This is a genomic window from Hyphomicrobium sp. (genome assembly GCF_019744875.1).
Classification (GTDB): domain Bacteria; phylum Pseudomonadota; class Alphaproteobacteria; order Rhizobiales; family Hyphomicrobiaceae; genus Hyphomicrobium_C.
Map to the genome: position 1 here is coordinate 38,142 of NZ_JAIETU010000015.1, position 26,630 is coordinate 64,771.

Annotated in this window: 24 protein-coding genes; 10 read left to right on the forward strand and 14 right to left on the reverse strand. The window is 65.0% G+C overall.

Annotated elements, in window-relative coordinates:
- Positions 1 to 40 precede the first annotated feature (40 nt).
- The 6 genes from K2Y42_RS19465 to K2Y42_RS19490 form a co-directional block, all read right to left on the reverse strand.
- Positions 41 to 1,483 (reverse strand): UDP-N-acetylmuramoyl-L-alanyl-D-glutamate--2,6-diaminopimelate ligase, encoded by a 1,443-nt coding sequence (locus K2Y42_RS19465; protein ID WP_291155950.1) that lies wholly within the window; start codon positions 1,481 to 1,483, stop codon positions 41 to 43.
- Positions 1,484 to 1,593: 110 nt separating this feature from the next.
- Positions 1,594 to 2,682: a DUF1513 domain-containing protein gene (locus tag K2Y42_RS19470; protein WP_291155891.1), complete on the reverse strand. Its 1,089-nt coding sequence runs from the start codon at positions 2,680 to 2,682 to the stop codon at positions 1,594 to 1,596.
- 13 nt (positions 2,683 to 2,695) lie between these two features.
- On the reverse strand, positions 2,696 to 3,814 hold the full coding sequence (locus tag K2Y42_RS19475) for an imelysin family protein (RefSeq protein WP_291155893.1): 1,119 nt from the start codon (positions 3,812 to 3,814) through the stop codon (positions 2,696 to 2,698).
- 86 nt (positions 3,815 to 3,900) lie between these two features.
- The gene (locus K2Y42_RS19480; RefSeq protein ID WP_291155896.1) at positions 3,901 to 4,206 is read right to left on the reverse strand and encodes a hypothetical protein; all 306 of its coding nucleotides are present in this window, start codon (positions 4,204 to 4,206) and stop codon (positions 3,901 to 3,903) included.
- An 18-nt stretch (positions 4,207 to 4,224) separates the two neighbouring features.
- Positions 4,225 to 4,746, reverse strand: a complete 522-nt coding sequence (locus tag K2Y42_RS19485) for a hypothetical protein (protein WP_291155898.1) — start codon at positions 4,744 to 4,746, stop codon at positions 4,225 to 4,227.
- A 300-nt stretch (positions 4,747 to 5,046) separates the two neighbouring features.
- The gene (locus tag K2Y42_RS19490; RefSeq protein WP_291155901.1) at positions 5,047 to 5,544 is read right to left on the reverse strand and encodes an Rrf2 family transcriptional regulator; all 498 of its coding nucleotides are present in this window, start codon (positions 5,542 to 5,544) and stop codon (positions 5,047 to 5,049) included.
- Positions 5,545 to 5,710: 166 nt separating this feature from the next.
- Between K2Y42_RS19490 and K2Y42_RS19495 the strand changes: the two genes are divergently transcribed.
- The 3 genes from K2Y42_RS19495 to K2Y42_RS19505 all read left to right on the forward strand — a co-directional run bounded on the left by K2Y42_RS19495 (position 5,711) and on the right by K2Y42_RS19505 (position 10,444).
- Positions 5,711 to 6,991: an imelysin family protein gene (locus K2Y42_RS19495; protein WP_291155904.1), complete on the forward strand. Its 1,281-nt coding sequence runs from the start codon at positions 5,711 to 5,713 to the stop codon at positions 6,989 to 6,991.
- A gap of 101 nt (positions 6,992 to 7,092) precedes the next feature.
- On the forward strand, positions 7,093 to 8,589 hold the full coding sequence (locus K2Y42_RS19500) for a di-heme oxidoredictase family protein (RefSeq protein ID WP_291155907.1): 1,497 nt from the start codon (positions 7,093 to 7,095) through the stop codon (positions 8,587 to 8,589).
- A 100-nt stretch (positions 8,590 to 8,689) separates the two neighbouring features.
- Complete coding sequence (locus tag K2Y42_RS19505; protein ID WP_291155910.1) at positions 8,690 to 10,444, forward strand: hypothetical protein; 1,755 nt, start codon at positions 8,690 to 8,692, stop codon at positions 10,442 to 10,444.
- An 18-nt stretch (positions 10,445 to 10,462) separates the two neighbouring features.
- Here the strand turns inward: K2Y42_RS19505 and K2Y42_RS19510 are convergent, their stop codons facing one another.
- Positions 10,463 to 11,683 (reverse strand): FAD-dependent monooxygenase, encoded by a 1,221-nt coding sequence (locus K2Y42_RS19510; RefSeq protein ID WP_291155913.1) that lies wholly within the window; start codon positions 11,681 to 11,683, stop codon positions 10,463 to 10,465.
- 17 nt (positions 11,684 to 11,700) lie between these two features.
- The gene (locus K2Y42_RS19515) at positions 11,701 to 11,958 is read right to left on the reverse strand and encodes a zinc-finger domain-containing protein (protein ID WP_291155915.1); all 258 of its coding nucleotides are present in this window, start codon (positions 11,956 to 11,958) and stop codon (positions 11,701 to 11,703) included.
- Between the two features lie 220 nt (positions 11,959 to 12,178).
- On the opposite strand from K2Y42_RS19515, the gene K2Y42_RS19520 reads away from it, so the two are divergent.
- The gene (locus K2Y42_RS19520) at positions 12,179 to 12,964 is read left to right on the forward strand and encodes an alpha/beta fold hydrolase (RefSeq protein WP_291155918.1); all 786 of its coding nucleotides are present in this window, start codon (positions 12,179 to 12,181) and stop codon (positions 12,962 to 12,964) included.
- A gap of 480 nt (positions 12,965 to 13,444) precedes the next feature.
- The gene (locus K2Y42_RS19525; protein ID WP_291155920.1) at positions 13,445 to 14,113 is read left to right on the forward strand and encodes an extensin family protein; all 669 of its coding nucleotides are present in this window, start codon (positions 13,445 to 13,447) and stop codon (positions 14,111 to 14,113) included.
- A 45-nt stretch (positions 14,114 to 14,158) separates the two neighbouring features.
- On the opposite strand, the gene K2Y42_RS19530 is transcribed toward K2Y42_RS19525, so the two are convergent.
- Positions 14,159 to 15,805: a sensor histidine kinase gene (locus tag K2Y42_RS19530; RefSeq protein ID WP_291155923.1), complete on the reverse strand. Its 1,647-nt coding sequence runs from the start codon at positions 15,803 to 15,805 to the stop codon at positions 14,159 to 14,161.
- A gap of 670 nt (positions 15,806 to 16,475) precedes the next feature.
- Here K2Y42_RS19530 and K2Y42_RS19535 point away from each other — a divergent pair.
- Together K2Y42_RS19535 and K2Y42_RS19540 are read left to right on the forward strand one after the other, a co-directional pair.
- The gene (locus K2Y42_RS19535; protein WP_291155926.1) at positions 16,476 to 16,682 is read left to right on the forward strand and encodes a hypothetical protein; all 207 of its coding nucleotides are present in this window, start codon (positions 16,476 to 16,478) and stop codon (positions 16,680 to 16,682) included.
- 217 nt (positions 16,683 to 16,899) lie between these two features.
- Positions 16,900 to 17,904, forward strand: a complete 1,005-nt coding sequence (locus K2Y42_RS19540) for a sulfate ABC transporter substrate-binding protein (protein WP_291155928.1) — start codon at positions 16,900 to 16,902, stop codon at positions 17,902 to 17,904.
- Positions 17,905 to 17,983: 79 nt separating this feature from the next.
- Here the strand turns inward: K2Y42_RS19540 and K2Y42_RS19545 are convergent, their stop codons facing one another.
- Entirely contained in the window at positions 17,984 to 19,291 is a 1,308-nt protein-coding gene (locus K2Y42_RS19545) for an outer membrane beta-barrel protein (RefSeq protein ID WP_291155930.1), read from the reverse strand.
- Positions 19,292 to 19,541: 250 nt separating this feature from the next.
- Between K2Y42_RS19545 and epsC the strand changes: the two genes are divergently transcribed.
- The 3 genes from epsC to K2Y42_RS19560 all read left to right on the forward strand — a co-directional run bounded on the left by epsC (position 19,542) and on the right by K2Y42_RS19560 (position 23,553).
- Positions 19,542 to 20,456 (forward strand): serine O-acetyltransferase EpsC, encoded by a 915-nt coding sequence (epsC, locus tag K2Y42_RS19550; RefSeq protein ID WP_291155932.1) that lies wholly within the window; start codon positions 19,542 to 19,544, stop codon positions 20,454 to 20,456.
- Positions 20,457 to 20,549: 93 nt separating this feature from the next.
- A complete protein-coding gene (locus K2Y42_RS19555) occupies positions 20,550 to 21,461 on the forward strand; it encodes a family 2A encapsulin nanocompartment shell protein (protein WP_291155934.1) in 912 nt (303 codons plus the stop codon).
- Complete coding sequence (locus tag K2Y42_RS19560) at positions 21,448 to 23,553, forward strand: family 2A encapsulin nanocompartment cargo protein cysteine desulfurase (RefSeq protein WP_291155936.1); 2,106 nt, start codon at positions 21,448 to 21,450, stop codon at positions 23,551 to 23,553. The genes K2Y42_RS19555 and K2Y42_RS19560 overlap by 14 nt, the downstream gene beginning before the upstream one ends.
- Positions 23,554 to 23,589: 36 nt before the next feature.
- Here K2Y42_RS19560 and K2Y42_RS19565 read toward each other — a convergent pair whose 3' ends face one another.
- The 4 genes from K2Y42_RS19565 to K2Y42_RS19580 all read right to left on the reverse strand — a co-directional run bounded on the left by K2Y42_RS19565 (position 23,590) and on the right by K2Y42_RS19580 (position 26,301).
- Positions 23,590 to 23,964: a DUF4326 domain-containing protein gene (locus tag K2Y42_RS19565; RefSeq protein WP_291155939.1), complete on the reverse strand. Its 375-nt coding sequence runs from the start codon at positions 23,962 to 23,964 to the stop codon at positions 23,590 to 23,592.
- Positions 23,965 to 24,051: 87 nt separating this feature from the next.
- Positions 24,052 to 24,468 carry a YeeE/YedE family protein gene (locus K2Y42_RS19570; RefSeq protein ID WP_291155942.1) on the reverse strand — a complete coding sequence of 139 codons (417 nt, stop codon included), beginning with the start codon at positions 24,466 to 24,468 and terminating at the stop codon, positions 24,052 to 24,054.
- Positions 24,459 to 24,905 carry a YeeE/YedE family protein gene (locus K2Y42_RS19575; protein WP_291155944.1) on the reverse strand — a complete coding sequence of 149 codons (447 nt, stop codon included), beginning with the start codon at positions 24,903 to 24,905 and terminating at the stop codon, positions 24,459 to 24,461. Before K2Y42_RS19575 ends, K2Y42_RS19570 begins: the two co-directional genes overlap by 10 nt.
- A 70-nt stretch (positions 24,906 to 24,975) precedes the next feature.
- Complete coding sequence (locus tag K2Y42_RS19580) at positions 24,976 to 26,301, reverse strand: outer membrane protein transport protein (RefSeq protein WP_291155947.1); 1,326 nt, start codon at positions 26,299 to 26,301, stop codon at positions 24,976 to 24,978.
- Positions 26,302 to 26,630 lie beyond the last annotated feature (329 nt).

Here is a 26,630-nt window from a genome sequence, read left to right on the forward strand (position 1 = left end):
GATTGGCGAAGCAGGCGGCAGAGAGGCTGCGGTCCGCCGGCTAGGGCTTCGAGAGCGCATCTTTGACACATTCGTGGTCGGAAAACGGCACGACGGTCTGGCCCACGATCTGGCCCGTTTCGTGGCCCTTGCCCGCCACCACGACGACGTCCCCGGGCTGCATCATGCCGACGGCCGTGCGGATGGCTTCGCCCCGGTCGCCGATCTCGCGCGCGCCGGGCGCACCAGCCAGGACCTCGGCGCGAATCGCGGCTGGATTTTCCGTGCGCGGATTGTCGTCGGTGATGATCGTGACGTCGGCGCGCGCCGCCGAGATCGCTCCCATGATGGGGCGCTTGCCGCGGTCGCGGTCGCCGCCGCAGCCGAACACCGAAATGAGCTTGCCGGTCACGAACGGGCGCACTCCGTCGAGTGCTGCTTCGAGCGCTTCGGGCTTGTGGGCGTAGTCGACGACGGCGAGCCCGCCGTTCCTTTCGCCGATGATTTCGAGACGCCCTTTGACGCCGGAGAGTGTCGCGATCGCCGGGATGACGACATCGGCACTCTCGCCAACCGCCAACGCCAGGCCGGCGGCGACGAGCGCATTGGCGACCTGGTAGGTGCCGATCAGCGGCAAGCGGACATCGTAGGTTTTGCCCTCGTGGAGCAGCGTCAGGCGTTGGACGAAGCCGTCACGCTCGAGATTTGTGAGGCGCAGGGTTTCTCCCGCCGCGCCGACGCTGACGACACGCAGGCCACGGCGGCGGGCAAGCTCTGCGACATCGGCGGCGCGCGGCGCATCGAGATTGACGACGGCGGGCGCGTCCTGCGGCAGCAGCTCCTCGAACAGGCGCATCTTGGCCGCGAAGTAGGCCTCCGTCGTGGGGTGGTAGTCGAGGTGATCGCGGCCGAGATTGGTGAAGGCGGCGGCGGACACGCGAACGCCGTCGAGCCGGTACTGATCGAGCCCGTGGGAGGAGGCTTCGAAGGCCAGATGCGTGACGCCTTCGCGCGCGAGCGACGCCAGCGTGGCATGCAGCGTGACCGGATCGGGCGTGGTGAGCGAGCCATAGACGGCGCCATCCGGCTTCACGACGCCGATGGTGCCGAGCGACGCCGCCTTGCGCCCGGCCGCGGCGAATATCTGGCGCGAGAACTCCGCCACCGACGTCTTGCCGCTGGTGCCGGTGACGGCGACGACCGTTTCGGGCTGGCTGCCGTAAAAGCGCGCGGCCAATTGCGCGAGCGCGCGGCGTGGCTCTTTGGTCCGCAGGACAGGCACGGCGAGCGCGGCCGGCACCTCCGCCTGCTCGCCCACGAGGACGGCGACGGCGCCCTTGGCGGCTGCGTCGGCCACGAAGCGGGCGCCATCGGCTTTGACGCCGGCGAGCGCCGCGAACAGCGTGCCGGGCGCGACGTTGCGGCTGTCGGCCGAGAGTGCGGTCACGTCGAGCGCATCCAGGACCGCTGCGGCGTCGCTGCCGGGGGCAGGCGCGGCGTCCATGCCAGAGGCTGGCACAGCAATGTCCAGATTTTCAATGAGAGACGAAAGACGCATGATGTCTCGGCCGCGGCTGAAGACTTCGACGCTTCTACGGTTGCGCGGGCGCGGCGTCAAACGCGGCGGAGATGATTGTCGAATTCGGTGCTGGAGAAGGTCCTGAGATCGGGCTCGCCGCCGTCGTGGCCAATGCGCACGACACCCTTGCCGGTGCTCATGGCGAACTCGGCGCGGCCGGCCGGCACGATGCCGCTGCTGTCGTCGATGGCGATTTCGCGGACGATCTTGCCCGTCTCGGTATCGGCATAAATGACGCGGTCGGCGCGCGGGGCGGTTGCTGCCAGATAGCGGCCGTCCGCACTTAGCGCAACCGCGCCGATGTAGCCGCGCAGCGCCACGCCCGGCGCGTCGGCGGCGTCCAGCAGGCGGACGGACTTGTCGAGCCCGACGCAGCCGATGAGCGACGGGGCTTCCTCCATCGCGCCTTGCCACTGGCCGCCGAACCAGACATCGCCGCGCGGCGTCTCGACGAGGTGGCGCAGCGACAGCATGTTCAAGTCGCCGGACAGGCCATGACGCGCCTTGAGGCTACCCGTTGCGAGATCGATGAAGGCGATGTTCGGCTCCATCACGCCGATGCCGATGCTTTCGCGGCCCGTCGCCAGATCGTTGCTGAAGCCGCCGTTGGCCACGGCAAGCGTTTTTCCGTCCGCCAGCACGATCGCCTCGTGCGGGCCAACACCGTAAGAGGGGAACTCGCCGGTGCGGCGCCAGTTGCCGGTCGCATCGTAAACGCCGATGACGCCCTCGCCTGTTTCGGCATCGTGCTCTGTCGCGTAGATCAGGCGACCGTCGCGGGCGAAAATTCCGTGGCCGTAGAAATGCCGGTTCGGCGGCGGGGCAAACAGGCTCGGTTCACGCGCGCCGTCGATATCGAAGGCCAGGGCGAACGCGCCGGGGCGGCGGGCGAAAACAACGCCGCGCCGGAAGACGGGATCGACGGCGACGTCGTGGCCGCGCTCGCGGATCGGGATCTCGCGCAGAACGCGGCCATCCTCTGCGAAGATGACGACGCCGTACGCGTTTTTCGGAAAGCGCGCGGCTGAAACATAGACGTGAGCGGGAGAGGCGCCGGCCGCGGCGGATGCCTCGCTGCATCCAAAGGCGCGCGGGAGCGCCAGCAGCGCGAGTGCCCCCGTCATCAGCCCTCGGCGGTCAATCTCCATCGAGCTCGTTGAACCCCATATCGATCTCGGCGTTCGTCGCCAATTCGCGCACGACGATCGAGCGGATGCCGCCGATGTCGAACCGCATTTTCCGCAGCGCGTGCAGATGCGCTTCCGAGCCGCGCTGGCTCGTGCGCAGGCCGTCGAGGGTTGCCGAGTCGGCAATGAGGCTCTTCCAGGCGCGCGGCAGGAATTCGGCCATCCAGGGCTTGTCGGCCGGAACGAAAGCGACGAGCCCCGTCGCGTCGAACAGGTCGTGCAGGCCGATCAGCGACGCGCTGAGGTAGGCGCCCATCAACTCGGCACGATCGAACGGCAGGCGCGCGCGCTTCGGCGGATCGGCCGCGAGCGCCGTCAGCTCCGGCATCAGGAAGCGATCGCGGCAGAGTTCGAGCCCCGTGGCCAGGCCCTTGACGACATCGCGGGCCGTCTCGGAGGCGTCCTTGTAGAGCGGGTTGTCCGATCCGGCGGCCACCATCTTGAGGCGGAAGCCGTCCGCGCCGGTCCATTCGTCCGCGATCTCGCGCGCGATGGTCGCGAGGTTGTCGGCGATGGCGCGCGCGAAGGCGCAGCGATAGACGGCCGTCTCGTCTGTACCCGTGCCGAGCGGCGCCTTGTCGTCATAGAGCAGGATTTCCAGCGCAGTGAGGCCCTGGACGGCGACGCTCTGGGACGCGAGGGCGCCGGGGGCGATCACGTCCTGCTTGCGCGCGGCGATGAGGGCTCCGAGCTGGCGTTGGGCGGTGGCGCGCGGGTCGGGCCAGAACAGAACGCGCTCCAGGCGATGGGCGCGCGTGACCGGGCCGAAGCGGATGAAATCGAGCGAGCCCCACGCGCGGGCCGTGTCGGCGAAGGCCGCGGTCGCGGCCGCGCGCGACGGCGCGTCTCCGCCTGCACTGCAGACGGCCGCCATGGCTCCGGCGAGGCGCGCGGTGGCGGCCTTGAAGGCCTCGTTGTGCGGGATGATGAACTTGTCGATCGAGTCCACGACCAGCGCGGCGTGGCTCTTTCTGACGGGAAGCGCGTGGGCGGTGGGAGCGGCCGAGACCGCGACGAGCAAGCCGGAGGCGACGAGCGCCACCGTGTTCCGTAACCAATGTGATGTCACGCGACGGCTCCTGGGCAGACAGCGCCGTTTTCTAGGCTAGCCGCGGTTTTTGCGGAAGGGGCAATGCGCGCCGGCCGCCTCGCTGCTTACTCGCAGAGCGCGGGATCGCCGGCCGGCACGGGTTGCTTGCCGAGGCGCTGCATGCGCGACAGGCGCTCGCGCGTCGAGACGCTGAGATAGGGGCACACGAGGCCACGCCGCTCCAGATCCTCGAGCTTGGCGTAAATGACGTCAACGGCAAGCGGGGCACAGCCGCAGCACTGCATGCGCTTCTGCATGTAGCGATAGACCACGCCCGGCGTCGGGATCGGGGCTTGCGGCTGGTTCAGGATGTCGAGGAGCGCGAGCTCGATGTCGAAATCCGAAACTTGCTGGCAGGAACATACGATCATGGTGCTGTTTCCTGCCGCCTACTGCCGCGCCGAGACGTGGGCTTGCGACGCGTACGCGGCGGCATTGACGATGAGCCCCGGCGGCAGCACCTGGTCGAGCCCGCGCATGGTGAGCGCAAAGGTCTCGGCGTGGTGGACGACTTCGTCGATCAGCGAGCTTTCGATCAGAGCGAAGGCGCAGGCGCGCATGGCGGGGCAGGTGTTGTGCTGGCAGGCCGCGATCATCGAGACGGCCAGGCATTCGTCGCGGCAGAAGGCGGCGCAATCGGTTGCGGAAACCGTGATCTCGCGGCGGGCGGCGGCGCTGACGGCACGCACCCAGGCCGAGAGTTCGGACACGGCCGTGCGGGCGGCATTGGGGCCGAGCGCGTGGGAGTAAAGGCGCCAGGCTTCTTCCCAGCGATCGATGTCGCCGGACTTGTAGCCCGCGACCCAATGGCGGAAGCCGAGGCCGATCAGGCGTTCTGCATCCGGCGCGCCAGACAGCGCCTGGGCGTCGGCTGCGACGGCGGGATGAATGTGGAGATTAGAGCGCCGCATGACGAGCCTCCACTGTGAGGAGGGCAGCGGCGGAAACCGAGCAGCATGTGCTTGCGGTTGCGCTCGCACGACATGCGTGCGTCACCCGAATCGGGTGGAAAAACAGTCCCATCGAACGTGCCTTCCTATTGTCGGGGTTCAAGGCCCCGAAAAGGATGTTGGGTATCGGTCAGCGCGAACGCTGATTGGGACGTAAGCAACCTGTTTCCGGCGCGCGAGTCAAGAGCGAGCAGCGCCGCAATAGACATTTGAAATCATTCAAATCTTTCTTTTGAAGAATTCAAAAGTACGGATTTGATTTCAGCGGCGATCGGCGGCGGCCGGGGAACTGCGCCGCGACATGTCGCTCCCGGCGGCTACGGCCTTCGTGCGGCGCGCATTGGCGGGCTTTTCCTTGCGCTGGACCTTGATCATCTGCTCGAGCGTGTGCTCGTCCAGCACGCTGATGAAGGCATCGAGCGCGTTGTCGAAGAGCTGGTCGAGCGCTGCGAGCTGACCTTGCGCGGCAGACTGTCCGGCGTCCTCGCGCTCGATCTCGAGGTTGAGAAGCTCCATCGCACGCACGACGTCGCCGATGCGGATGTCGGCGGCGGGACGCGCAAGCTGCACGCCGCCGTGACGGCCGCGCGTGGCCTTGATAAAGCCGGCGCGCGAGAGCAGATGCACGATCTTGAACGTATTCTGCAGCGTGATGTCGCGGCGATCGGAGATCTCGGCCACCTTCACGAGGTTTGGAGCAGCCACCGCACAATCGAGCAGAATGCGTATCGCGTAGTTCGTCGTCTTGCTTAAGCGCATTGTCTATCCAGCTCTTCGTCCGTGAGGATTCGTCTGTCGAGCACGTTAGCCTGCCCGCTATCCTCAATCTAGACTAATTCCAATCTGGTGAATAGTGCTATTGTTGACTGCTTGCGTCAATAAGCCTAGACGGTTCGACCCCGGTTGCCAACCTCAAGGAGTTTCGATGACCCGGTTTTGCAAGGCTGTCGCCTTCGCCGTGATGTCGCTGGCCGCAACGGGGGCTGCCGTGCGCGCCGAAGCCCCGCCGGCGAAAGACGTTCTCGTCAATTATTCGAATATTGCCGAGGCGACGTATGGAGATAGCCTCGCGGCCGCGCGCGCGCTCAAGGTGGCCATCGATGGGTTTCTGAAGAGCCCCAGCGCCGAGACGCTGGCCGCCGCACGGGCCGCCTGGAAGGCCGCCCGCACACCCTACATGCAGACGGAAGCGTTCCGGTTCGGAAATCCGGTCGTGGACGGATGGGAGGGACGGGTCAACTCCTGGCCGCTCGACGAGGGCCTGATCGACTACGTGTCGGAAGCCTACGGCGGGGACAATCCGGAGAACGAATTCTACGCCGCCAACGTGATCGCGAACCCGCACCTGAAGATCGGCGGACAGACGGTCGACGCATCCAAGATCACTCCCGAGCTGATCCGGGACAAGCTGCACGAGGCGGGCGGCGTCGAAGCGAATGTCGCGAGCGGCTATCACGCCATCGAGTTCCTGCTGTGGGGCCAGGACCTGCACGGCACGGAAGCGGGCGCCGGCGAGCGGCCCGCGACCGACTACGATCTCAAGGCTTGCACGAACGGCAATTGCGACCGCCGCGCCGCCTACCTTACGGCCGCCACCGACCTCTTGATCGAGGATCTGGCATGGATGACGGCGCAGTGGGGCGCGAAGGGCGACGCGCGCGCCTTCATTATGAAGGACGAGAAGGCGGGGCTGACGGCGGCCTTCACCGGATTGGGCAGCCTCTCCTACGGCGAGCTGGCCGGCGAACGCATGAAGCTCGGCCTCATCATTCATGACCCCGAGGAGGAGCACGACTGCTTCTCCGACAATACGCACAACTCGCACCGCGGCGACGTGATCGGCATCCGCAACGTCTATCTCGGCAGCTATAAGCGCACCGACGGCAGCACCGTCTCCGGCCCCAGCGTGTCGGATCTCGTGCGCGACAAGGCGCCTGACATCGACGCGCGCGTGCGCGCCGCACTCGATACGACGGTTGCCAAGATGGATGCGCTGGTGGCGCGCGCCGAGACCGTGGAAGCCTACGACCAGATGATCGGCCCCAACAATGCGGAGGGCGCCGCCACGGTGCAGGCGGGCATCGATGCGCTGATCGCGCAGACCAAGGAACTGGAACGCGCCATCGCGGTCCTGAACCTCAAGGACATCAAGTTCGAAGGATCGGACAGCCTCGACCAGCCCGACAAGGTGGGCGGCGGGAACTGACGCTCCCCAAGGCTGCCTCACCCGGCAGGCTTGCCCGGGCTGGCGCGCGTGCTATGCAGCTCCGCCCAGCCCGTCTCTGAAGCGAGGATCGTCGGACGTCCATGCGCGTTGTTTCTGGACCGACTTTGACGCTCGTACTGTTCGCGGCCGCCGTGCCCCTGCTGGCCGGGGGTGCAAGCCTCGTCGCTCAATCGGCGAGCAAGGCGCCCTCTCACCTTGCGACGCTCGAACCCGGCGAAGACCTGCCGGGAGGAGCCGCGACCTCGCGCAAGAGCGTGACGGACCGCGATGCGTTCTCGCATTTCTCGAACGGCATCAGCTTCGAAGGCCAGTCCAAGTTCAGCGTCGGCAACGCCATCTTCCGCAAGCTCTGGGTCGCCGCGCCGTCGTCGACGAAAGCCTCCGATGGGCTGGGGCCGCTTTACAATGCGCGCGGCTGCCAGAACTGCCATCTGAAGGACGGCCGTGGACGCCCGCCGCTGGCCAATTGGCCCGACGAGACGGCCGTCTCGATGTTTCTGCGCCTCTCCATTCCGCCGGAAACGGAAGAGCAGAAGCGCCTGCTCGACGAGCGGCGCGCGCTCAGCATTTCGGATCCAGTCTACGGCGGGCAACTGCAGAACATCGCCGTTCAGGGGCACTCGGCCGAAGGGCAGATGCACATCGACTATACGGATGTGCCGGTGACGCTGGCGGGCGGCGCGGTGGTGACGCTGCGCAAGCCCACCTACTCGATCACCAACCTCGGTTACGGGCCGCTGCATCCAAAGCTCATGATGTCGCCGCGCATCGCGACGCAGATGATCGGTCTCGGGCTGGTCGAGGCGATCCCGGAAGCGGACATTCGCGCCAAGGCCGATCCGGATGATGCCGACAAGGACGGCATCTCGGGCCGCACGAATGAAGTCTGGTCCCTGCGGGACAAGGCCGTGCGTCTCGGCCGCTTCGGCTGGAAGGCGGGCGAGCCGAGCATCATGGACCAGAGCGCGGCGGCGGCGGCGGGCGACGTCGGCCTTTCGAACCCGCTCGTGCCGCAGGCGGCTGGGGACTGCACTCCGGCGCAGTCGTTCTGCATGAATGCGCCGAACGGCAACTCCGAGCAGGCCGGAGGCTTCGAGCTTCCGCAAGACCTGCTCGATCTCGTCACTTTCTATTCGCAGAACCTCGCCGTGCCCGCGCGGCGTGGCGCGGGAGATGAAGCGGTTCTTGCAGGCAAAGCGCTGTTTCACGCGACGGGCTGCGCGGCGTGCCATCAGCCGTCGTACACGACGGGCGCGGTTCACGAGCAACCGCACCTCAGCCATCAGTTGATCTGGCCCTACAGCGATTTCCTGCTGCACGACATGGGCGACGGGCTTGCGGACGGGCGGCCGGAGGGTCTCGCTGACGGGCAAGAATGGCGTACCGCGCCGTTGTGGGGCGTGGGCCTCACGCAGACCGTGAGCGGGCATACGTTCCTGCTGCACGACGGCCGCGCCCGCAATGTCGAGGAAGCGATCCTCTGGCATGGCGGCGAAGCGCAGGCCGCGCGCGACGCCTATGCGGCTCTCTCAGCCGACGAGCGCATGGCTCTGCTGGCGTTCGTCAATTCGCTTTAGCGACAAGCCCTACGTCGTCCGCCGAGTGACACTCCGCCATCAGACCACTTGACAACGTCAAGTTGCGGTCGCACCCTAAATTCTTTCGTGGGGGGCGACTATGCAGGTGTCATTGCGCGGTCTCATTCTCTTTTGTGCGGTACTTCTCGGTCCTTTTGTTTTCACCTTTCCCAGCCAGGCGGCCAGCGAAACTTGTCCGCTTTGTCCCGTCTACTCCGAAGACCCGAAGCCGCCCTCCGATTTCAGCGACAAGCCGGCCATCGGCAATGCCAGCGAAGCTGCAGCCAATTACAATCATTTCAAGTTTCGAAGACGCAATGACGACGTTGCGCTAGGCTACACGAAGATCCGCTATTCCTTTGTCGACAAGGATCTGCTCGCCTTCAAAGATTCGCCTGCGCGCGTGAAGACTTTTCTCGACCGCTCTCTTTGGGCCTGGGTGAAAAGCATCTTCATATCCACGAACCAGACATTCCTCGTTACCCTCGATGCGTATCGGGATTCGGCCAACTCTCAGCTGGTTGCAACCAAGCCGCTTTTCTACGTAACCGAGAACGAAAGCTTCGCCAGCCTGGAGGACCTCGACTCCCTCGCCCTCGAAGGCGAACTCGGGTTTCCGGTGAAAAGTGATGAGCCCATCTATGTTAAGCTGACCATTCGCCACACCAACTCGACCTCCGTCACGCTGCAAAACGCCAAGGATCTTTTCAACATCGCAGCCCAGCTCGCGACCGTCGCGGGTGGAATAAGCAGCCTCGTGGAGCTGCCGACGTGGGTGAGCTACAATGAAAAGCTCAAAACGGCGGAATCTCTCCTTGCGAAATTCTCGGTTTCCAAAGAGCTTTCCCGGACAGCAATGTTCCGGCACAAAAAGGGTGATCTGGTCGGCTTCGTCTACGACTTCAAGGCGCCAGGCGTGGATTACGGCCGGTTCAAACTCGATGTCAGCGGGGAATACCTCACGAGCCTCCTTGCCGACAAAAGCACCACCGTCAATTCGCAGAACGTGCTCGCAAAGAAGATTTATTTCAAAGACAATTTCGATTCCCTTCGGAATTTCATCGAAGGTCACGACATTTCAAAGCCGGCCATCAACAGCCTGAGCTCAGAAAAACCAAACATTTCCGATGTCTGCGGCGACATCATGAATGCGTTGTCGGAGCGACTTGTCGCTGCGGATGCCGCATTGGCGCTAAACTCGTACATCGACAGAAACATCGGCCCATTCAAAAAGAACTGGGACCCTGATTGTTTCCGCCCCGAGGACCGCAAGGTTCTCAAAGAATACAAAGTCGACCTCGCTCTGCCGGACAACGCCGCGCCCGGCGCAAAGGCGAAGGCTAAGGAACCTCAAGAGGTTCCCATCTCCGTGCTGGAGCCCGTCATACAGAACATCGGCGTCATCATTCAATCCAAGCACGACAGCGAGGTGAAGCAAGCCGCAAGCCTCGCGCTCAAGGATCGTCAAGGCAGCAGTCGCATACAGTTCATCGACAGCGTGCCGCTCGTCCTCGCCGCGGCCGAGAAGGAAGACGTCAGCATGTCGACCCTTGTCCAATTCCTGCGCAATTTGGCGGCGAGCCGGACCTTGCTCTGCTACGTCGGAACGAACCTTTATGACAAGGACGGCGACAAGAACAACATCGGCACCTTGACCACAGTCGGCAACAAGACCGTCGAGGTCCGGTTCAAGTTCGAACCCGCTCCGGAAAATGCCGATAAGCCCAAACTTGTCGAACTCGAACTCTCCCTTCCCAGCGCCGATACTCTCAAGGTTTATCGCCAGTCTTTCCCAAGCGGATGCAACGGCTTTACCCCTTGGGAGGAAAAGACGGTGATGGCGCCAACTCCATGACGGCGTGCGACGTTGGCTTCAAGCGGGCGGTTGCCAGCCGTAGAGCCAATCGAAGCGGCTCATGAAGCGCTCGGGCGGGGTTCGGGCGAGCGCGAGGTTGCGCGCGGCGGCGAGCGGTCCGCCGAGGTGATAGATGCGCCCGTTCATGCGGGATGCGCGCGCGACGCGGGCGACGCGGGCGCGGCGCTGCTTTTCATAGACCTTGAATGCGCGGGCGGGATCGCCGGGATGGGCGCTGAGGGCGTGGGCGATGACGACCGCGTCTTCGAGCGCCATCACGCCGCCCTGAGCGAGGAACGGCAACACCGGATGGGCGGCGTCGCCGAGCAGTGCGGTGCGGCCGACGGCGAAGCGTGGCCGCTTGGCGAGCGCCAGCAACGGCCAGCTCCGCCATTGCTCGGGTCGCGCCAAGAGATCGCGCAGCAGCGGCGCGAGATGGCGCGTTCGCGCGCCGATCCAGGCCCGGTCGCGCAGCGTGCTCCAGTCGTTGGCGATGCGCGCGTCGTTGAAGATGGCGACGATCGCCACCGCGTGGCCGGAGCTCACCGGGTAGTGCACCACATGCACGTCGCGGCCGAGCCAGAGATGCACCTCCGTGCGGTGCAGGGCCTCGGGCACGTCGTCGATGGGAATGACGGTCCGGGCGGCTGTCTTGCCGGTGAAGTTCGCCAGCCCGCCGCCGAACGCGCGCAGGCGCAGTGCGGACCAGGCGCCGTCGGCGGCAATGAGCGATTCTCCGCTCACGAATTCACCGTCGGGCCCCTGCGCGTAGACGCGTTTCATCTCCTCCTTCACGACGCCGACGCCGAAGCCCATCTTGATCGTGATCAGCGGCTCGCGCTCGGCGGCCGAATAGAGCGCCGAATGCACATCGCGACGATGGGCGACCCAGTAGGGTGAGCCGTGCCGCGTGGCCATCCAGCGGCCGAGCGGGAACGTGCCGAGCGGGCTTGCGTTGGCGGCGTCGAGCACGCGCAGTGCGTCCGGCGTCATGGCGCGGGCGCGCAGGAACGGGGCTGCGCCGAGGTGCTCGAGAATGCGCGTTCCGTTCGGGCCGATCTGGATGCCCGCGCCGTCGTCGCCGAAAACCCAGCGCCGCTCCAGCACGGCGGAGGCGATGCCGTGCTTTGCAAGGGCCAGCGCCGTGGCAAGGCCGCCGATGCCGCCGCCGGCGATCAGGACGCCGCCGAGGTCTGTTGCTTGTCGCGCTTCAGATCGATCGAGCGGTTCCAACGTCATGCCGCCCTCGGACGCGCTCAGGCCGCAGCGTGACCCGCCACGACAGACACCAGGCAATCCCGAGGATCGCTTTCGTCTTCCGTAAGGCGGGGATCATGCACGAAGAGCGTCGAGCAATAGGGGCACAGGATCTGGCTGTCGGCGCCCATGTCGAGGAACACATGCGGATGGTCGAACGGGGCGCGCGCGCCCATGCATTGCAGCTCCCTCACACCGACGAAGATCTTCTCGGCGCCGAGATCGTTTGCGAAATGGGGGATTGCGCTCTTGGCCATGGGGTCCGGTCACTCGCGGCGGTTTCTGCGTCGGCAAAGCATAGCGGGGCAACCGGCGAATTCTAGTTTTTGTTTTGTCGCGCATTCTTGCGACAATCCGTTGCCGACCGCGCTTGCATACACGCCCGGTGCGACGTCTGAAACCCGGCCGAAAGGGCAGTGTATTTGCTGCCGCCGCCGTGCGCTGCTACCCAGTCCCTACGCTGCAAGAGGGCCACGCATGACGCTTCAACTGCCTCAGATGGATCGCTTCTCCTCCGACGGGGTGGAAATCTCCTACCTCGACGTGCCGGCCGCGCCCGGGGCGGAGCCGGTGCTGCTGATCCACGGGTTTGCATCCAACGTCTCGACCAACTGGGTGCCGACCGGGTGGGTGGCCGAACTGGCGCGCGCCGGATACCGCGTTGTCGCTTTCGACAACCGCGGCCATGGCAAAAGCGAAAAGCTCTATCGGCTCGAGGACTACGGAGCGCCGCTGATGGCCGAGGACGCGCGCCGCTTGCTCGATCACCTCGGGATCGCCAAGGCGCATGTCATCGGCTACTCCATGGGCGCGCGCATCGCGGCCTTTCTCGCGCTCGCGCATCCCGATCGCGTGCAGTCGCTGGTTTTCGGCGGGCTTGGCATCAACATGGTGCGGGGCATGGCCGGAACTGGGCCGATCGCACATGCGCTGGAGGCGGCAAGCGCCGACGACGTCAAGAGCGACGCGGCGCGGACGTTCCGCGTGTTCGCCGAGCAGACCAAGAGCGACCTCAAGGCGCTGGCGGCGTGCATCCGCTCGGCCCGGGCGCCGATCACGGCGGAGGCTGTCGGAAGCCTCAAACCGCCGGTGCTGGTGGCGGTCGGCGACGGCGACGTGGTGGGCGGTCCGGCCCCTGCCCTCGCCGCGCTCATCCCGGGCGCCGAAGCGTTCGTCATCGAGGGGCGCGAGCACATGAAGGCCGTGGGCGACCGCAGCTTCAAGGCGGCCGCGCTGGATTTTCTGGCGCGTCACAAGTTTTGAAGGCTCAAGTTCTGAGGGCTGGCGCGTTCACGCGCGCTTCGGATGGCCCCCGGGAAACACAAGGCCCCGGCGCGATGGCCGTTGCTCGTCGAGGGAACATCGTGGGGGATGCCGAGCGAGCAAGTCCATCTACGGGCCGGGGCCTCAACGCACGTGGAGAAAGTCTGACGCCTTACGCACACTGCGCCCACTTGTTGGATCTCGCATACCTCTGAGAGGGAGGGGTAGAGATCCGGCTGGCGTCACACAACTGAGCCTTCGCATTGTAGCAGAGACTTCGATTGTTCGACGGCGGATTCTGTTTGTTGGGGACAGGCTGTGGATAACTTTCGCCCCAACGCGTCCGCAAAATGTCGCTCGCCAGCCGCACGCGCGCCGCACGCCCGACCGCAAACAGCCTGAAAAATGGGGCACACGTTGTTTTCGGAGGATGGGACCTTCACCGTTCGTTAGCCTTAATCGGTGTAGCGTTCCGACGTCATGCGTATCAGTCGCCGCGTTCTCGCCTTGCCGGTCCTCGCGACCGCACTGCTTTCCGGTTGCAGCTCGGGTCCGGAATTCGTCGCCAAGTATGAGCCTTGGCGGGCGAAGGAAGAGAACTCGTGCCTCTCTTCGGGCGTTCTCGCCCACACCACCTTCATCAAAAGCCGGTCTGCACTCGGTGGCCCCAGCGTCTGCGGCACGGAGCGGCCGTTCGAGCTTTCCGCCGTCGACGACGGGCGGGTTCGCTTGAAACCCGCCGCGATGTTGCGCTGTCCCATGATCCCGCAGGTCGAACGATGGATCCGCGAAAGCGTGGGTCCCGCAGCCCGCTATTATCTCGGGTCCGAGCTTGTCGAGATCACGGTCGCGGCGTCCTATTCGTGCCGGCCGATGAACAACGTGTCGGGCGCCAAGCTCTCAGAGCACGGCTATGCCAACGCGCTCGACGTCTCCGGATTTACGCTCGCGAGCGGACGAAAGATTACGCTGGTCCGTGGGTGGAAAGGCGCCGAGGACGAGCAGGCGTTTCTGCGCGCAATCCGTCGCGGCGCCTGCGAGCAGTTCACGACGGTGCTGAGCCCGGATCACGATCGCGCCCACCACGATCATTTCCATGTCGATCTTGCACGCCACGGCCTCAGCGGCCTGAAGGGCATCTGCAAATAGGCGCAATGCGCCGGAACGCGTACGGCGGAGCGCTGGCCGAAGCGGTCAGGCGTCCGTGTCCTTTTTGCGCTTGGCGGCGCGCCCCGCGGTTTCCGGCCCTTCGTAGGTGCAGCGGGCCGGCGCGCGCACCTTCCAGACGAGACCGGCCGGCGCGTAGTCCACGATGACGGTGGCATCGAGCGATTTCTCGACCATGGCGACCATGATCGTGTAGCCGAAGCCGCGCCGCTCGGGCGGCTTGGTTTCAGGGCCGTCCTTCTCCTCCCACGAGAGCAGGAATTCACGGTCGTCGCCGTCGCCTTCCAGGCTCCACGTGACGCGCAGGCGTCCGTTCTCGTCGGAGAGCGCGCCGTACTTGCTCGCGTTGGTAGCCAACTCGTGGAGCGCCATGCCGATCGCCTGGGCGGCCGGGGGCTGAAGGCGGACGGACGGGCCGTGGATCTCGATGCGGGTGCCGATCAGCTCGCGAAAGAGCGCAAGCTGGGAGCGCACGAGATCGGCGACGCGCACGCCCTGCCAGTTGCTTTCGATCAGCAGGTCTTGGCTCGCGGCAAGGCCGACGATGCGATCCGAAAACTGACGCACGAACTGCTTCGGATCCTTGACCGGCATCTGGCGCGCGATGGCCTGCACGACGGCGAGCATGTTCTTCGAGCGGTGATTGACCTCGCGCATCAGCAGCATGATCTGCTGCTCCGCCTGCTCGCGCAGGCGCGCGGCTTCGACGAGCGCGTCACCAACAGCATTGGCCTCGGCGACGACCGTCGGCTCGAAGGTTACGGCGCGGCCCTCACCCAGCGCCTTGGCGGCTTTTTCTGCAAGGTTGAGGGGCACGGAAATGACGCGCGCGACGCCAACGGCGCCGGCGATGCCGACACACGTGAACGCGGCGACGATCAGGACGTAATTGAGGAGCGCGTTGCGGGCAGCATCCTCCACCGAGGCAGAGGGCACGGAGACATAGACATTCCACCCCGAGACGCGGGATGGGGCCGTTCCCCATTTCACGGTGCGGCCATCGAGATCGTCGCTCGAGATTTCAGTGCCGCCGCCCGCGATCCCCTGGGGGGCCGTCATCTTCTTGCCGACGTTTTCGTCGTGCAGGCGCGAGCGCGCGATGATTACGCCATTGCTGTCGGTCACGGTGGCGCGCCATTCGGCCGGCAACTGCTGACGGTCGAGCAGCTCCTTCATCAGGGCCGGCTCGAGCGAAAGGGACAGGACGTACTGAATCTTGCCATTGCGCAGCACGGGTACGCTGGCGGCCATCACAGGGCGATTTGCGACCGTTCCGATGACGACGCCGGAGACGTGCGGGCGCGCCAGTTGCGAGACGTCGACATCGAAGCCGGTCGTCTTGGGCAGCGCCACGCCGAATGGCAGGCGCGTATTGAGAAGCTGCTGGCCATCGAGATCGCGCAAAAAAGCATAGAGGCCGCGTGAGCCCAACGCGGCCTGCGCCTGACGGTAGACGGTTGCGTAGTCCCCCTCTGCAAGCGCGGGCGTTGTGGCCAGCGTTTCGAGGATGGCGATGTAGCCGTTCAACGTCTGGTCGATGTCGGCGGCAATGCGCTCGGCGCCGATGCGGACCTCGCCGAAAAGCCGGGCGCGCTCCGCGGACGCGAGACGCCAGGCTTCCATGCCGAGGAACGCAAGCAGGGGCACTGCGAGTGCGACAATCGATAGTGCCAACAGGAAAGAAACCGGCCAGGGGGGTCGGATCGACAACGGGCGTTCCATTCCGGGCCGTGCCCTCCTCACGTAACTCTCAGGCCGTCCGTTGCCCGCCGGATCGCAATCTCAGGCCTTCGCCGTGCAGCCAACTCCCGAACGTGCCCAATGACTTACGCCCTTAGTAGCACGACCTGCTCGCGCCGTCCTCCAGCAAGGAGAAGACGACGGCGGGCCGGGTTGCAGAGACTTTCTTGACTGTGCATCTACGGAAAATAACGCGACATCCCGTATGAAGACGCGCGAGGGCAGTAAAAAGTTCCGCTGCCGAACGGGTTTGCGCAGTCCGACAGCCGGGCGGGCGACGCCATCCCGTTCTATGCTTTGCAATTCTTGTTATTTGACCCCTCGGGCCAATCCAGGCTTCATGGACCTGCAAGCGCATTTCGCCATTGCCGCGGTGATTTCCAGTTCACTTGCGCCGCGTAACCAAACGCTAAGGAGCATCCATGACCTCCGCGACTTTTCCCACCGGGCTCCGTCCCGCCGCGGCTTGCGAGCCAAGCCTCCGCCATCCCGTGTCCTCGTGTTCGTGCCGGTGTTGTTGATCGTAAATCCGCAGACTCCGGTCTGCTGAAACCCTTCACACCCTTTGCGAATTAGCCCGCCATTGACGGGAAAGGACACCCCCATGTCAGACGCCTACGTTATCGAAGTTGCCGATGAGACCGCCGGTATCGTCGTTCGCCTGGAGAGCGAGAAGAGCTTCCGCTTCCACGCCTCTCTGCCGCGCTACTATGCGCTCGACGGCAAGATCTTCTCTGCGCCGCGCGATGCGGAGCGGGCCGCCCTGGCCCAGTTCGGGCGCGCCCCGAAGCAGAAAGCACGAGCAGCCTGACCTTCGGCCCGGCTGGCTCCCTGTGGCGCCGGCCGGGTCATCCACCCTTCGAGATCCGCCGCTTTCATCACGCCCCTTCTCCTGATGCACGACCTCCCTGGGCCCGGCCTTCACCGGCATGTGGTTCACACTTGGGCCGGCTTGCCCGCGCAGGCCGGCCCATTTTTCCGAAATTCCGTTTCGTCCAAGATCCGTTCGTCCAAGAAAGGCTCATACGATGTCCACGTCCCGCTTCCTTCTCGCCGGTCTCAGCCTCGGGCTTGCCGCGCTCGCCCCGATCTCGGCGCACGCGCAAGACACGCTTCTCAACGCGTCCTACGACGTCTCTCGCGAGCTCTATAAGGAGATCAATCCCGCCTTCGCCGCGTTCTGGAAGGCGAAGAAGGGCACCGACATCACCATCAACCAATCTCATGGCGGCTCGACCAAGCAGGCGCTCTCGGTCTCCAACGGCCTTGAAGCGGACGTGGTAACGTTGAACCAGCCGACCGACCTGGATTTTCTCGCGAGCAAGAACGTGATTGCCGCGGATTGGAAGACGAAGTTCCCGCATGACGCCGCGCCTTACACCACGACGAGCGTGTTCCTGGTCCGCAAGGGCAATCCGAAGGGCATCAAGGACTGGTCGGATCTCGTGAAGCCCGGCATTTCGGTCGTCATTCCCAATCCCAAGACATCGGGCAACGGCCGCTACACCTACCTTGCGGCGTGGGGCTATGCGCTCGAGAACGAGAAGACGCCGGAAAAGGCACGCGCCTTCGTCACCAAGCTGTTCGGCAACGTGCCGGTGTTCGATGGCGGCGGGCGCGGCGCCACGACCACGTTCACGCAGCGCGACGTGGGCGATGCGCTTGTGACGTTCGAGAACGAGGTGGCGCTGGTGGCGGCCGAGTTCGGCGACAAGTTCGACGTGGTCTATCCCTCGCTCAGCATCGAAGCCGCGCCGCCGGTTGCGGTTAACGACATCGTGACGAAGAAGCGCAACTCGGGCGAGGCAGCAAAGGCCTATCTCGATTTCCTGTTCACGGCGGATGCGCAGGCGATCATCGCCAAGCACAACTTCCGGCCGCGTGACGCAGCAGTGCTGAAGGCGAACGCCTCGCGCTTCCCGGAGATCAAGACGTTCAAGCTCGAGCAGTACTTCGCCGGCTGGGCTGAAGCGCAGAAGGAGCACTTCGCCGACGGCGGCGTCTACGACCAGATCACCACCAAGAGCAACTGACCGCTCGCAAAACCCAACGCATGAAGCCCGGCCCGCTTGCAGAGCGGCCGGGCTTTTTGCTTGGGCGGAAGCTGGTGTGCTAGTCGAACCGGTAGTTGAGGTACACGCGCGTCGTGTGGACATCCGCTTCGGACGTCACGGTTCCGATCGGAGTGCTGATGAGCGTTTCCTCGCCCATGGCCGCATAACGATACTCGGCGCGGAGCGAGAGGTTCTTTCCGATCAGCGTTTCAACACCACCGCCGACAGTCACGCCGCCAAAGGACGGTATGGAGAGCGTGTCGGTCGGGAAGCCGACCGACACGATATGGAGGTCGCTCATGTCGAGCCACGAATATCCGACCAGGCCGTAGACGAGCGTGTCGCTGGCGAGCAGATATCCGGCTCTCGCGGCCACGGTGTAGAGCTCGTCCATCTGCGGAAGCTGAACTGTGCCGACTGTCGAGCCAAAGGCGCTGACTTCGATCTCGGAGTCCTGCAGCGTCTTGTCCACGGCGCCGAACACGCCAATGAGCCAGCTCGGCGCCACCCGGTGGTCGTAGCCGACCATGATGGAGCCGCCAAAGTCGCCACCGCCCATGCCCTCGTTGCTGGATGAGCCGAAAAATGGCGAGTAAGCATTGATCTCGCCATCGAGCCCGCTGACACCGGTGCCGATGCCGGCGTAGAATCCGGTCCATGAACTCGTGAGGCGTTCGTACGGCGCCCTGTCGCTGCCACCGCCGCCGAAGCGATACGCCAGTCCGACGCGCCCGGTGTGCAGCACGGTGTCGGAAGTAACGTCGATCGCGCCCGGAATGGAGAACAGTGTCTCCCCCTCGAGATAAGAGGCGCGGTATTCGCCGGTGAGCGAGATGTTGGACGTGAGGCGATGCTCGAACCCGCTGCCCACGACGATGCCGCGTCCGTCCGGAACCTTCAAATCAACCAAGCCACCGAACGTGACGTCCGTGAATGCGGCCTCGGTGTATCCGACGAGAAAGTACGAGAGCGTGTCGGGCGTCACGAGCGCTCCCGCGCGGGCGCCAACCGTCCATGCGTGTTCGACGCCGAACAGGTCTGGAGATGCGCCCAGCCCTGCCCCGCCGAACGGAATTTTCGTTTCGGTGTTTGACCAGTCGATGTTGGCAAAGGCCCCGACGACGAGCCAGTTGTTTACCTGATAGTCGGCGCCGAGCCTGAGCGACGCGCCGAAGCCGCTGGTGCCGACATCATCGGAACCGGAGTTCAAGAGGCCAAGCACAGAGGTGTCGTATTCCGTCGAGACCACGTCGGCGCCAATGCCGACGCCGATGTAGACCTGCGTCCAATCCTTGGCGGCGGCGGTGTGCGCAAACGCTGCGCACCCAACGACGGCGGACGCCGCAGCGATCAGACGCTTCCCCATTTCGCTGCTCCCCCGAGCACACTGATTCGTTGACGCTCATTGTACGGAAACTACGCCAACACCCCCACCAGAACCTAATCTTATTCACCGGAAAGAGCACTTCTCGCAACTCCTTACGGGGCGGCGTTCGAGCGGCGCTCCGCGCGGAACGTGATTTGCTTATCCAATCTTCTTGGTTCGCTGTTGCGAGGGCGATTTCTAACATCCTGGACACACGCTCTTTTTGCTTCAGCCAGGGATCCAGCCGCCCGTGTCATTCCACATCGAAGGCGTCGTCAGCGCGCTCAAAGCGGCGCGCGGCACGCTCAGCCGTACCGCCGACAAATCCGGTCGCGTCCTCGACCTCCCCTCGCCGCGCCACATCGAAACGGCCATCGCGGGCCTCACGAGCGCGCTGTTCCCGCGCCGTGTCGGCGGGGCGCGTGCCGACAGCAACGGCGCACTCGACTACTTCGTCGGGCACACGCTGAGCCAGGCGCTCGACGGCCTGCAGGCGCAGGTCGTCCGCGAGCTTGCGTTCACCGCGTCGCTTGCGGCGGACGGCATCGTCGATACCGAGCAGACGTCGCGCTCCATCGTGCAGGAGTTCGCGGAGCGGCTTCCCGGCATTCTCGAGGTTCTCTACAGCGACGTGCGCGCGGCCTACGACGGCGATCCGTCCGCGAAAAGCCTCGACGAAGTCCTGCTCAGCTATCCCGGCATCAAGGCCGTCGTGCACCACCGGCTCGCGCACGCGCTTTACAAGCTCGATCTGCCGATCATCGCGCGCATCGTGGCCGAGCACGCGCATTCGGCCACCGGCATCGACATCCATCCCGGAGCGGAAATCGGCGGCAGCTTCTTCATCGATCACGGCACGGGTGTCGTGATCGGGGAAACAGCCGTCATCGGCGAACGCGTGCGGCTTTATCAGGCGGTCACGCTCGGCGCCAAGCGGTTCTCCGTCGACGACAACGGCGCGCTCGTGAAAGGGCTGCCGCGCCATCCGATCGTACAGGACGACGTCGTGATCTACGCGGGAGCGACCATTCTCGGCCGCGTCACGATCGGGCGCGGCTCCGTCATCGGCGGCAACGTCTGGCTGACGCGAAGCGTGCCGCCCGGAAGCAACATCGTCCAAGCGCAGGCCCGCAGCGACGTGTTCGACAGCGGAGCAGGAATTTAAATCTTATCTTGACGGCCGAGCCGCAATGCGCAATTCGTTGCGACGCGAATTCGGAGTAAAATATTCTCCAATATAACAGAATCAGAGGATAATATGGCAGACGAAGAGCAGACAGCGTTGGGTGATGTCGCCGCAAGGCAATTGGCCAATGCGACCAAAACCGTTCCGCAGATGTCGAGCATCACCCCGCGGTGGCTCGTGCATTTCCTCAACTGGGTTCCGGTCGAAGCGGGCATCTACCGCGTCAACCGCGTGAAGGACGAGGACAGCGTCGAGGTCGCCTGCTCGCTGCGCGACGAACGCGCGCTCCCGAACACCTACGTCGACTATGTCGACAATCCCCGCGAGTACATGCTCTCGGCCGTCAACACGGTTCTCGACATCCACACCCGCGTGTCGGACCTCTACTCGGTGCCGCACAACCAGATCAAAGAGCAGCTGCGCCTCACGATCGAGATCATCAAGGAGCGCCAGGAAAGCGAGCTCATCAACAACAAGGAATACGGCCTGCTCGCCAGCGCAGCCGCTTCCCAGAAGATCAAGACGCGCACGGGCGCACCGACGCCGGACGACCTCGACGAGCTGATCAGCCGCGTCTGGAAAGAGCCCGCGTTCTTCCTCGCCCATCCGCTCGCCATCGCCGCCTTCGGCCGCGAGTGCACCCGCCGCGGCGTGCCGCCGCCGACGATCAACCTGTTCGGCTCGCCGTTCCTGACGTGGCGCGGCATTCCGCTCATTCCCTCCGACAAGCTCGAAATCAAAGCCGGCAAGACGAACATCCTTCTCATCCGCACCGGTGAATCGAAGCAGGGCGTCGTCGGCCTCTACCAGCCGGGCCTGCCCGGCGAGCAGAGCAAGGGCCTCTCGGTGCGCTTCATGGGCATCAACCACAAGGCGATCGCCTCCTACCTCGTCTCACTCTACTGCTCGCTTGCGGTGCTGACCGAGGATTCCCTCGGCGTGCTCGAAGGCGTCGAAGTGGGCAAGTACCATGAGTACAAGTGACTACCCCAACCCGGGCCCCGATCCCCTGAGCGGGCCGCTGCCGGAGCCGACGCGGATCACCCCGTCGCTCGGCGGCGCGGGGCTAAGTCCGCAAGGGCTTAGTCCAGGCTCTGGGCTGCCGGATGAGGCGGCGCTGACGCGGCTTGCGAACCAGTTTTTCGCTTCGCCGCCCGGCTCGCCTGCAGCGTTTCTGCCGGGCATTCCGCCCGGCGCGACGCCCCAGGGGCTCACGCCCGATTTCCCCAGTGCTGCCGACCCGAGCCGGTTCACGCCGTCGCTCGGCGGCCTCGGATTTTCGCCTCAGGGCGTAAACCCGTCGTACGGGGTTCCGAACGAAGCGTCTCTCGCGAGACTCGCGAACGACGTCTTCTCGGCACCCGGCGTGCCTGCCGGTCTCTCTCCGGCAGCACCCGGCATCCCCGTGTCAGCGCCGCCGCAAGTGCTGGTTCCGGATATCCCGCTCTCCTCGCCCCCGTCGCAGGGGACGGTGGGCAACCCGTTCTCGATCCCGCTTCCGTTCGAGGCGGAGCTCAAGGCGCTGTTGGGCGGAACTCCTGTCGAGGAGCCTGCGCACCACGACATGGAACTCGTGTCCGACATCCCGCTTTCGACGCCGCCCTCGGCGGGTACGAACAAGCGTGCCGATGCCTCACCCGTTCCTCTCCCGTACGACGCCGATCTCAAGGCGTTGCTCGGCGAGATCGGGGGCGAAAGCCGCTTGTCCGGACCGGCGGGCGATGCGTCCTCGCCGTTCTACTTCATCAAAGACGTCCGCGGCGGGCCTTACGGCTCCAATGGCATCGGCGTTCCGGGGGCAAGCGCTCCCGGCATTCACTCCGAGTTCGCCTCGGCGCATCCCCCGTTCGACGTGAACGCAATCCGCCGGGATTTTCCGATCCTCAAGGAGCACGTCAACGGCCGTCCGCTGGTGTGGCTCGACAATGCAGCCACGACGCAAAAACCGCAGTCGGTCATCGACCGGCTGGCGCACTTCTACACCCACGAGAACTCGAACATCCATCGGGCGGCACATGAACTCGCCGCGCGGTCGACGGACGCCTACGAGGGCGCGCGGACGAAAATCCAGCGCTTCATCAATGCGCCGTCACTCAACGAGATCATCTTCACGCGCGGCACGACCGAGTCCATCAACCTGGTCGCGGCCACGTTCGGCCTGCAGCATGTCGCTCAAGGCGATGAGATCGTCATCACGCACCTCGAGCATCACGCCAACATCGTTCCCTGGCAGCAGCTTGCGCTCGCCAAAGGCGCGAAGCTGCGCGTGGCGCCCGTGGACGACAATGGCGCCGTGCTGCTCGACGAATACGCGAAGCTGCTCAACGGGCGCACGAAGCTCGTCTCGTTCACGCAGGTCTCGAACGCGCTCGGTACTGTCACGCCCGCCAAGCAGATGGTGGAGATGGCAAAGCGTGTCGGCGCGCGCGTGCTCGTCGATGGGGCGCAGTCGGTCTCGCACATGAAGGTGGACGTGCAGGATCTCGGCGCGGACTTCTTCGTGTTCTCGGGCCACAAGCTGTTCGGGCCGACGGGCATCGGCGTGTTGTGGGGCAAGCAAGACCTGCTCGACAGCCTGCCGCCCTATCAGACCGGCGGCAACATGATCCAGGATGTGACGCTCGAGCGGAGCATCTTTCACAAGGCTCCAAATCGCTTCGAAGCCGGAACGGGCAACATCGCGGATGCGGTGGGGCTTGGCGCGGCGATCGACTATGTCGAACGCATTGGCCTTGAGAACATCTCGCACTACGAGCACGGTTTGCTGACGTACGCGACCCAGCGGCTCCTGAGCGACGTTCCGGGCATCCGGATCATCGGCACGGCACCGGAAAAGGCGGGCGTCATCTCGCTCGTGCTGAAGGGCGTACCGAGCGAGGAAGTCGGTGCGCGTCTCAACAAGTACGGCATCGCCGTGCGGTCGGGCCACCACTGCGCCCAGCCTATCCTGCGCCGCTTCGGACAGGAAACGACGGTGCGGCCCTCGTTCGCGTTCTACAACACCTGCGGCGAAATCGATCTGCTGGTCGAGGCGCTTGCGGACATCCAGCGCCAGAGCGGGCATTCGCACCTCTGATCGCTCGCAACATTGCGCAACTGCCTTGCGGCGGCCTCACGGATGTGGGGCCGCCGCTTGATTGTGAGTGCGCGTGTCGGCGGAGGCGAGACGGTCCGACGCGCGGGGCTCATCGGCTTCATTGGCGAGCGCAATCAGAACGTCGGCGTGGCAGGGCTCACCCGGCTTGCACCAGCACGCGAGGTTCTTGCCCTTCAGCTCGTGTAGATGTTCGCGCAGCAGCGTCATGCCCTTGAGCGTGGTCTTGAGCCACTGGGCGTAGGCATCCCGGGCCCAGGCCTTGCCGAGATAGACCTGATGGCCGAACGGGAACGGATTGCCCCACTTGCTGCCGCGGCCGACGTAAACTGTGTCGGGCGGCAGGCGCCATCCCTTGAAGATCCTGCGCTGGACACGTCTCGGGCCCGCCATCGCTGCCTCCAATCGGCATTCTCAGGCGCGACGCTACGCGGCTTCGTGCCGATACAAAAGAGCCTCAAGCGCGGGCATCGACAGGTTTTACTTTCGCGACTGCAGCAGCGCGCTTGCGGCAATGGCCGCAACCATGGCGGCGACGAACACCACCGTCGCCGGGGCGGCCAACGGAAGGGAGGCAAGCGCGGGGCCCGGACAGAAGCCCGCCAGCCCCCAGCCGATGCCGAACACGGCCGCGCCGGCAATGAGGCGGCGATCGATCGGCGCGTTGGCGGGCGGCACATGGAAGCTCGTGCCGTCGAGCGGGGCGGCGCGCTTGCGCACCAGCCAGAACCCGGGCGCCGCTATTCCAATAGCTCCCGCCATCACGAAGGCGAGGCTCGGGTCCCATGCGCCCGCGATGTCGAGAAAGTTCTGAACCTTCGCGGGGTCGATCATGCCGGACAAAATCAGCCCGATGCCGAACAAAAGACCCGCGGCCAGCGCTCCGATCACGCCCATGGCCAGCCTCCCACGACATGGCGCACGATGTAGACCGTTACCGCGGCCGTCGCCATGAAGGTGGCCGTCGCTGCGATCGAGCGGCGCGACAGGCGCGAGAGACCGCAAACGCCATGCCCGCTCGTGCAGCCGCGCGCGGCGAAGACGCCCGCGCCAACCAGCAGGCCCGCAACGAGCGCCAGGCTGATGCTCGGCGTAACGGTCTGGCGAACGCTCTCGGCCGTGACGAACGTCCAGATCAGCGGAGCCGCGATCAGGCCGCCGAGGAAGGCTGCTGCTTCGAGGGGGGCGTTGCCTCCATAGGGCGGAAACAGCCGTCGCACGATGCCGCTGATGCCAGCGATGCGGCCGCTCACGAGCAGCAGCAGAACGGCAGACGCGCCGATCAGCGCGCCTCCCGCAAGCGAGGCCAATGGCGTGAATTCCGTGGCAGGCATCCGATGCTCCCCGTTCGAGCTTCCGTCATAGGCGAGCGGCGCGGACCTGTCGAGCGCGCCCAGGCGGGGCCTATTTCAGGGATGCCTCCTCCGCGCCGAACTTGTACTTCACGCCGAAGGTCGCCTCGAACTGATGCATGCTGATGTCGATGGTGTGGGCGGGGTTTCCGAAGCCCGGCAGCTCGCCGCCGCGGACGGATTCTTCCGGCGCGTAGAGGCCCGCGACCTCAACCGACCAGGCCTTGTCGAGCTTGTATTCGAAGCCCGCCGTGATGTGATGCTGGACGACAGCGGGCGCGAGCACATTGAACTGCACGTCACGCGCGGAAATCGGGCTGGTTGCATAGGAATAGCCTGCCCGCAGCGTCAGCGCAGGCGACGTGCGCCATTCGGCTCCGACCTTGATGACGTCCACGTCGTCCCAGCCGAAGCCGGGCCCGTTGTCGGATCCGAGCGGGTTGCCGAGCAGAATGTTCGTCGAAGGATTGGCAATCGAGGCGACCGAGCCGAACCAGATGTGGCGGTAATCGAGAAGGACCGTCAGGTTCGATGAGACGTCGACCGCGATGCCGGCCTGGACGCTGGCGGGAATGTCGAAATCTCCCTGCTCCGCGAAGAGGCCGCGATACTTGTCGAACGCCTGCGACCAGATCGGCGTGTTGCCGGCGACGCCGAGACGAACGTTAGGCGCGACGGCCCATTCCACGCCGCCGCGGACGCCAAAGCCCCAGGCTACCTCGTCCCCTTTTTCCGTGACTGCATTCGGATCGATGGAAACGCCGGGCTGGGCGAATGCGCCGAGCCCCTTCAGCTTGATCTGCTGGCGCGCCAGGATCGGTGCCACACCGACCGAGAGGCCGGGCGCGATCGTCTTGGCGAACGCAACCGACAGCAAGGCCTGTTGAAGATTGACGCCGAGCGGTCCGGCGCCGAACACGCCCGGCGCGGGCGCGAACACACCCTGGGCACTCGCCGGGTAGTCCGTGTTCATGCCGCCGCTGCCGTAAAGCGTCACGGCCACGACGTCGGCGAAAGGATTCGGCGCGAGGCGGTAGCTCGCCGCGAAATTGGGGATGGCGAACCAGTTCGTGTCGCTCTCGACAACGCCCGATGGCGTGAACCCCGGCGCTAGCCCGCCTTCGAACTCGCGGCGCGGACTGAAAGCCGAAACGGCGGCCGTGATCTCATTGCCGGAGTGGACCAATCCAGCCGGATTGAGCGATGCCGCGGTCGAGTCGCGGCTATCGGCGGCGCCCGCGCCACCCAGCGCTTTGTGGCGCGCGCCATATCCGTGCTGAAAGTAGCCTTCGGTTGCGCTTGCGGCGAACGGCGTGCCCAGCCCCATGACGGCCACGAGCATACCCGCGGCGCCTCGCACGGTCTTGCGTCTCAGCATTTTTCATTCCCCCAACGCGGTCCCCTAAGGAGACAACGCTAGAGCGCTGCTGCGCTGCGGCGAACGAAGAAGAAGAGCGTAGTATTTTCAGATTCTGCAGAAAGCGGGCTTTTCAGTCCGTGATCTTAGAAAGTGAGACCCGCACACTCTTAATCAGCGGGTCCTTGGTTCGAGCCCAAGTGCGTCCACCAAAATTCTCAACGACTTAGTTGCAAATATACACCCCTCCCGAGGGGCTGTCGAGAGCCACGTAATCGCCACGTAATCAACGTGTTTCGTAGCCTGGCGTAGAGGCTTGATTTTCGATGTGCGGGAGGACGTTTCCTCCC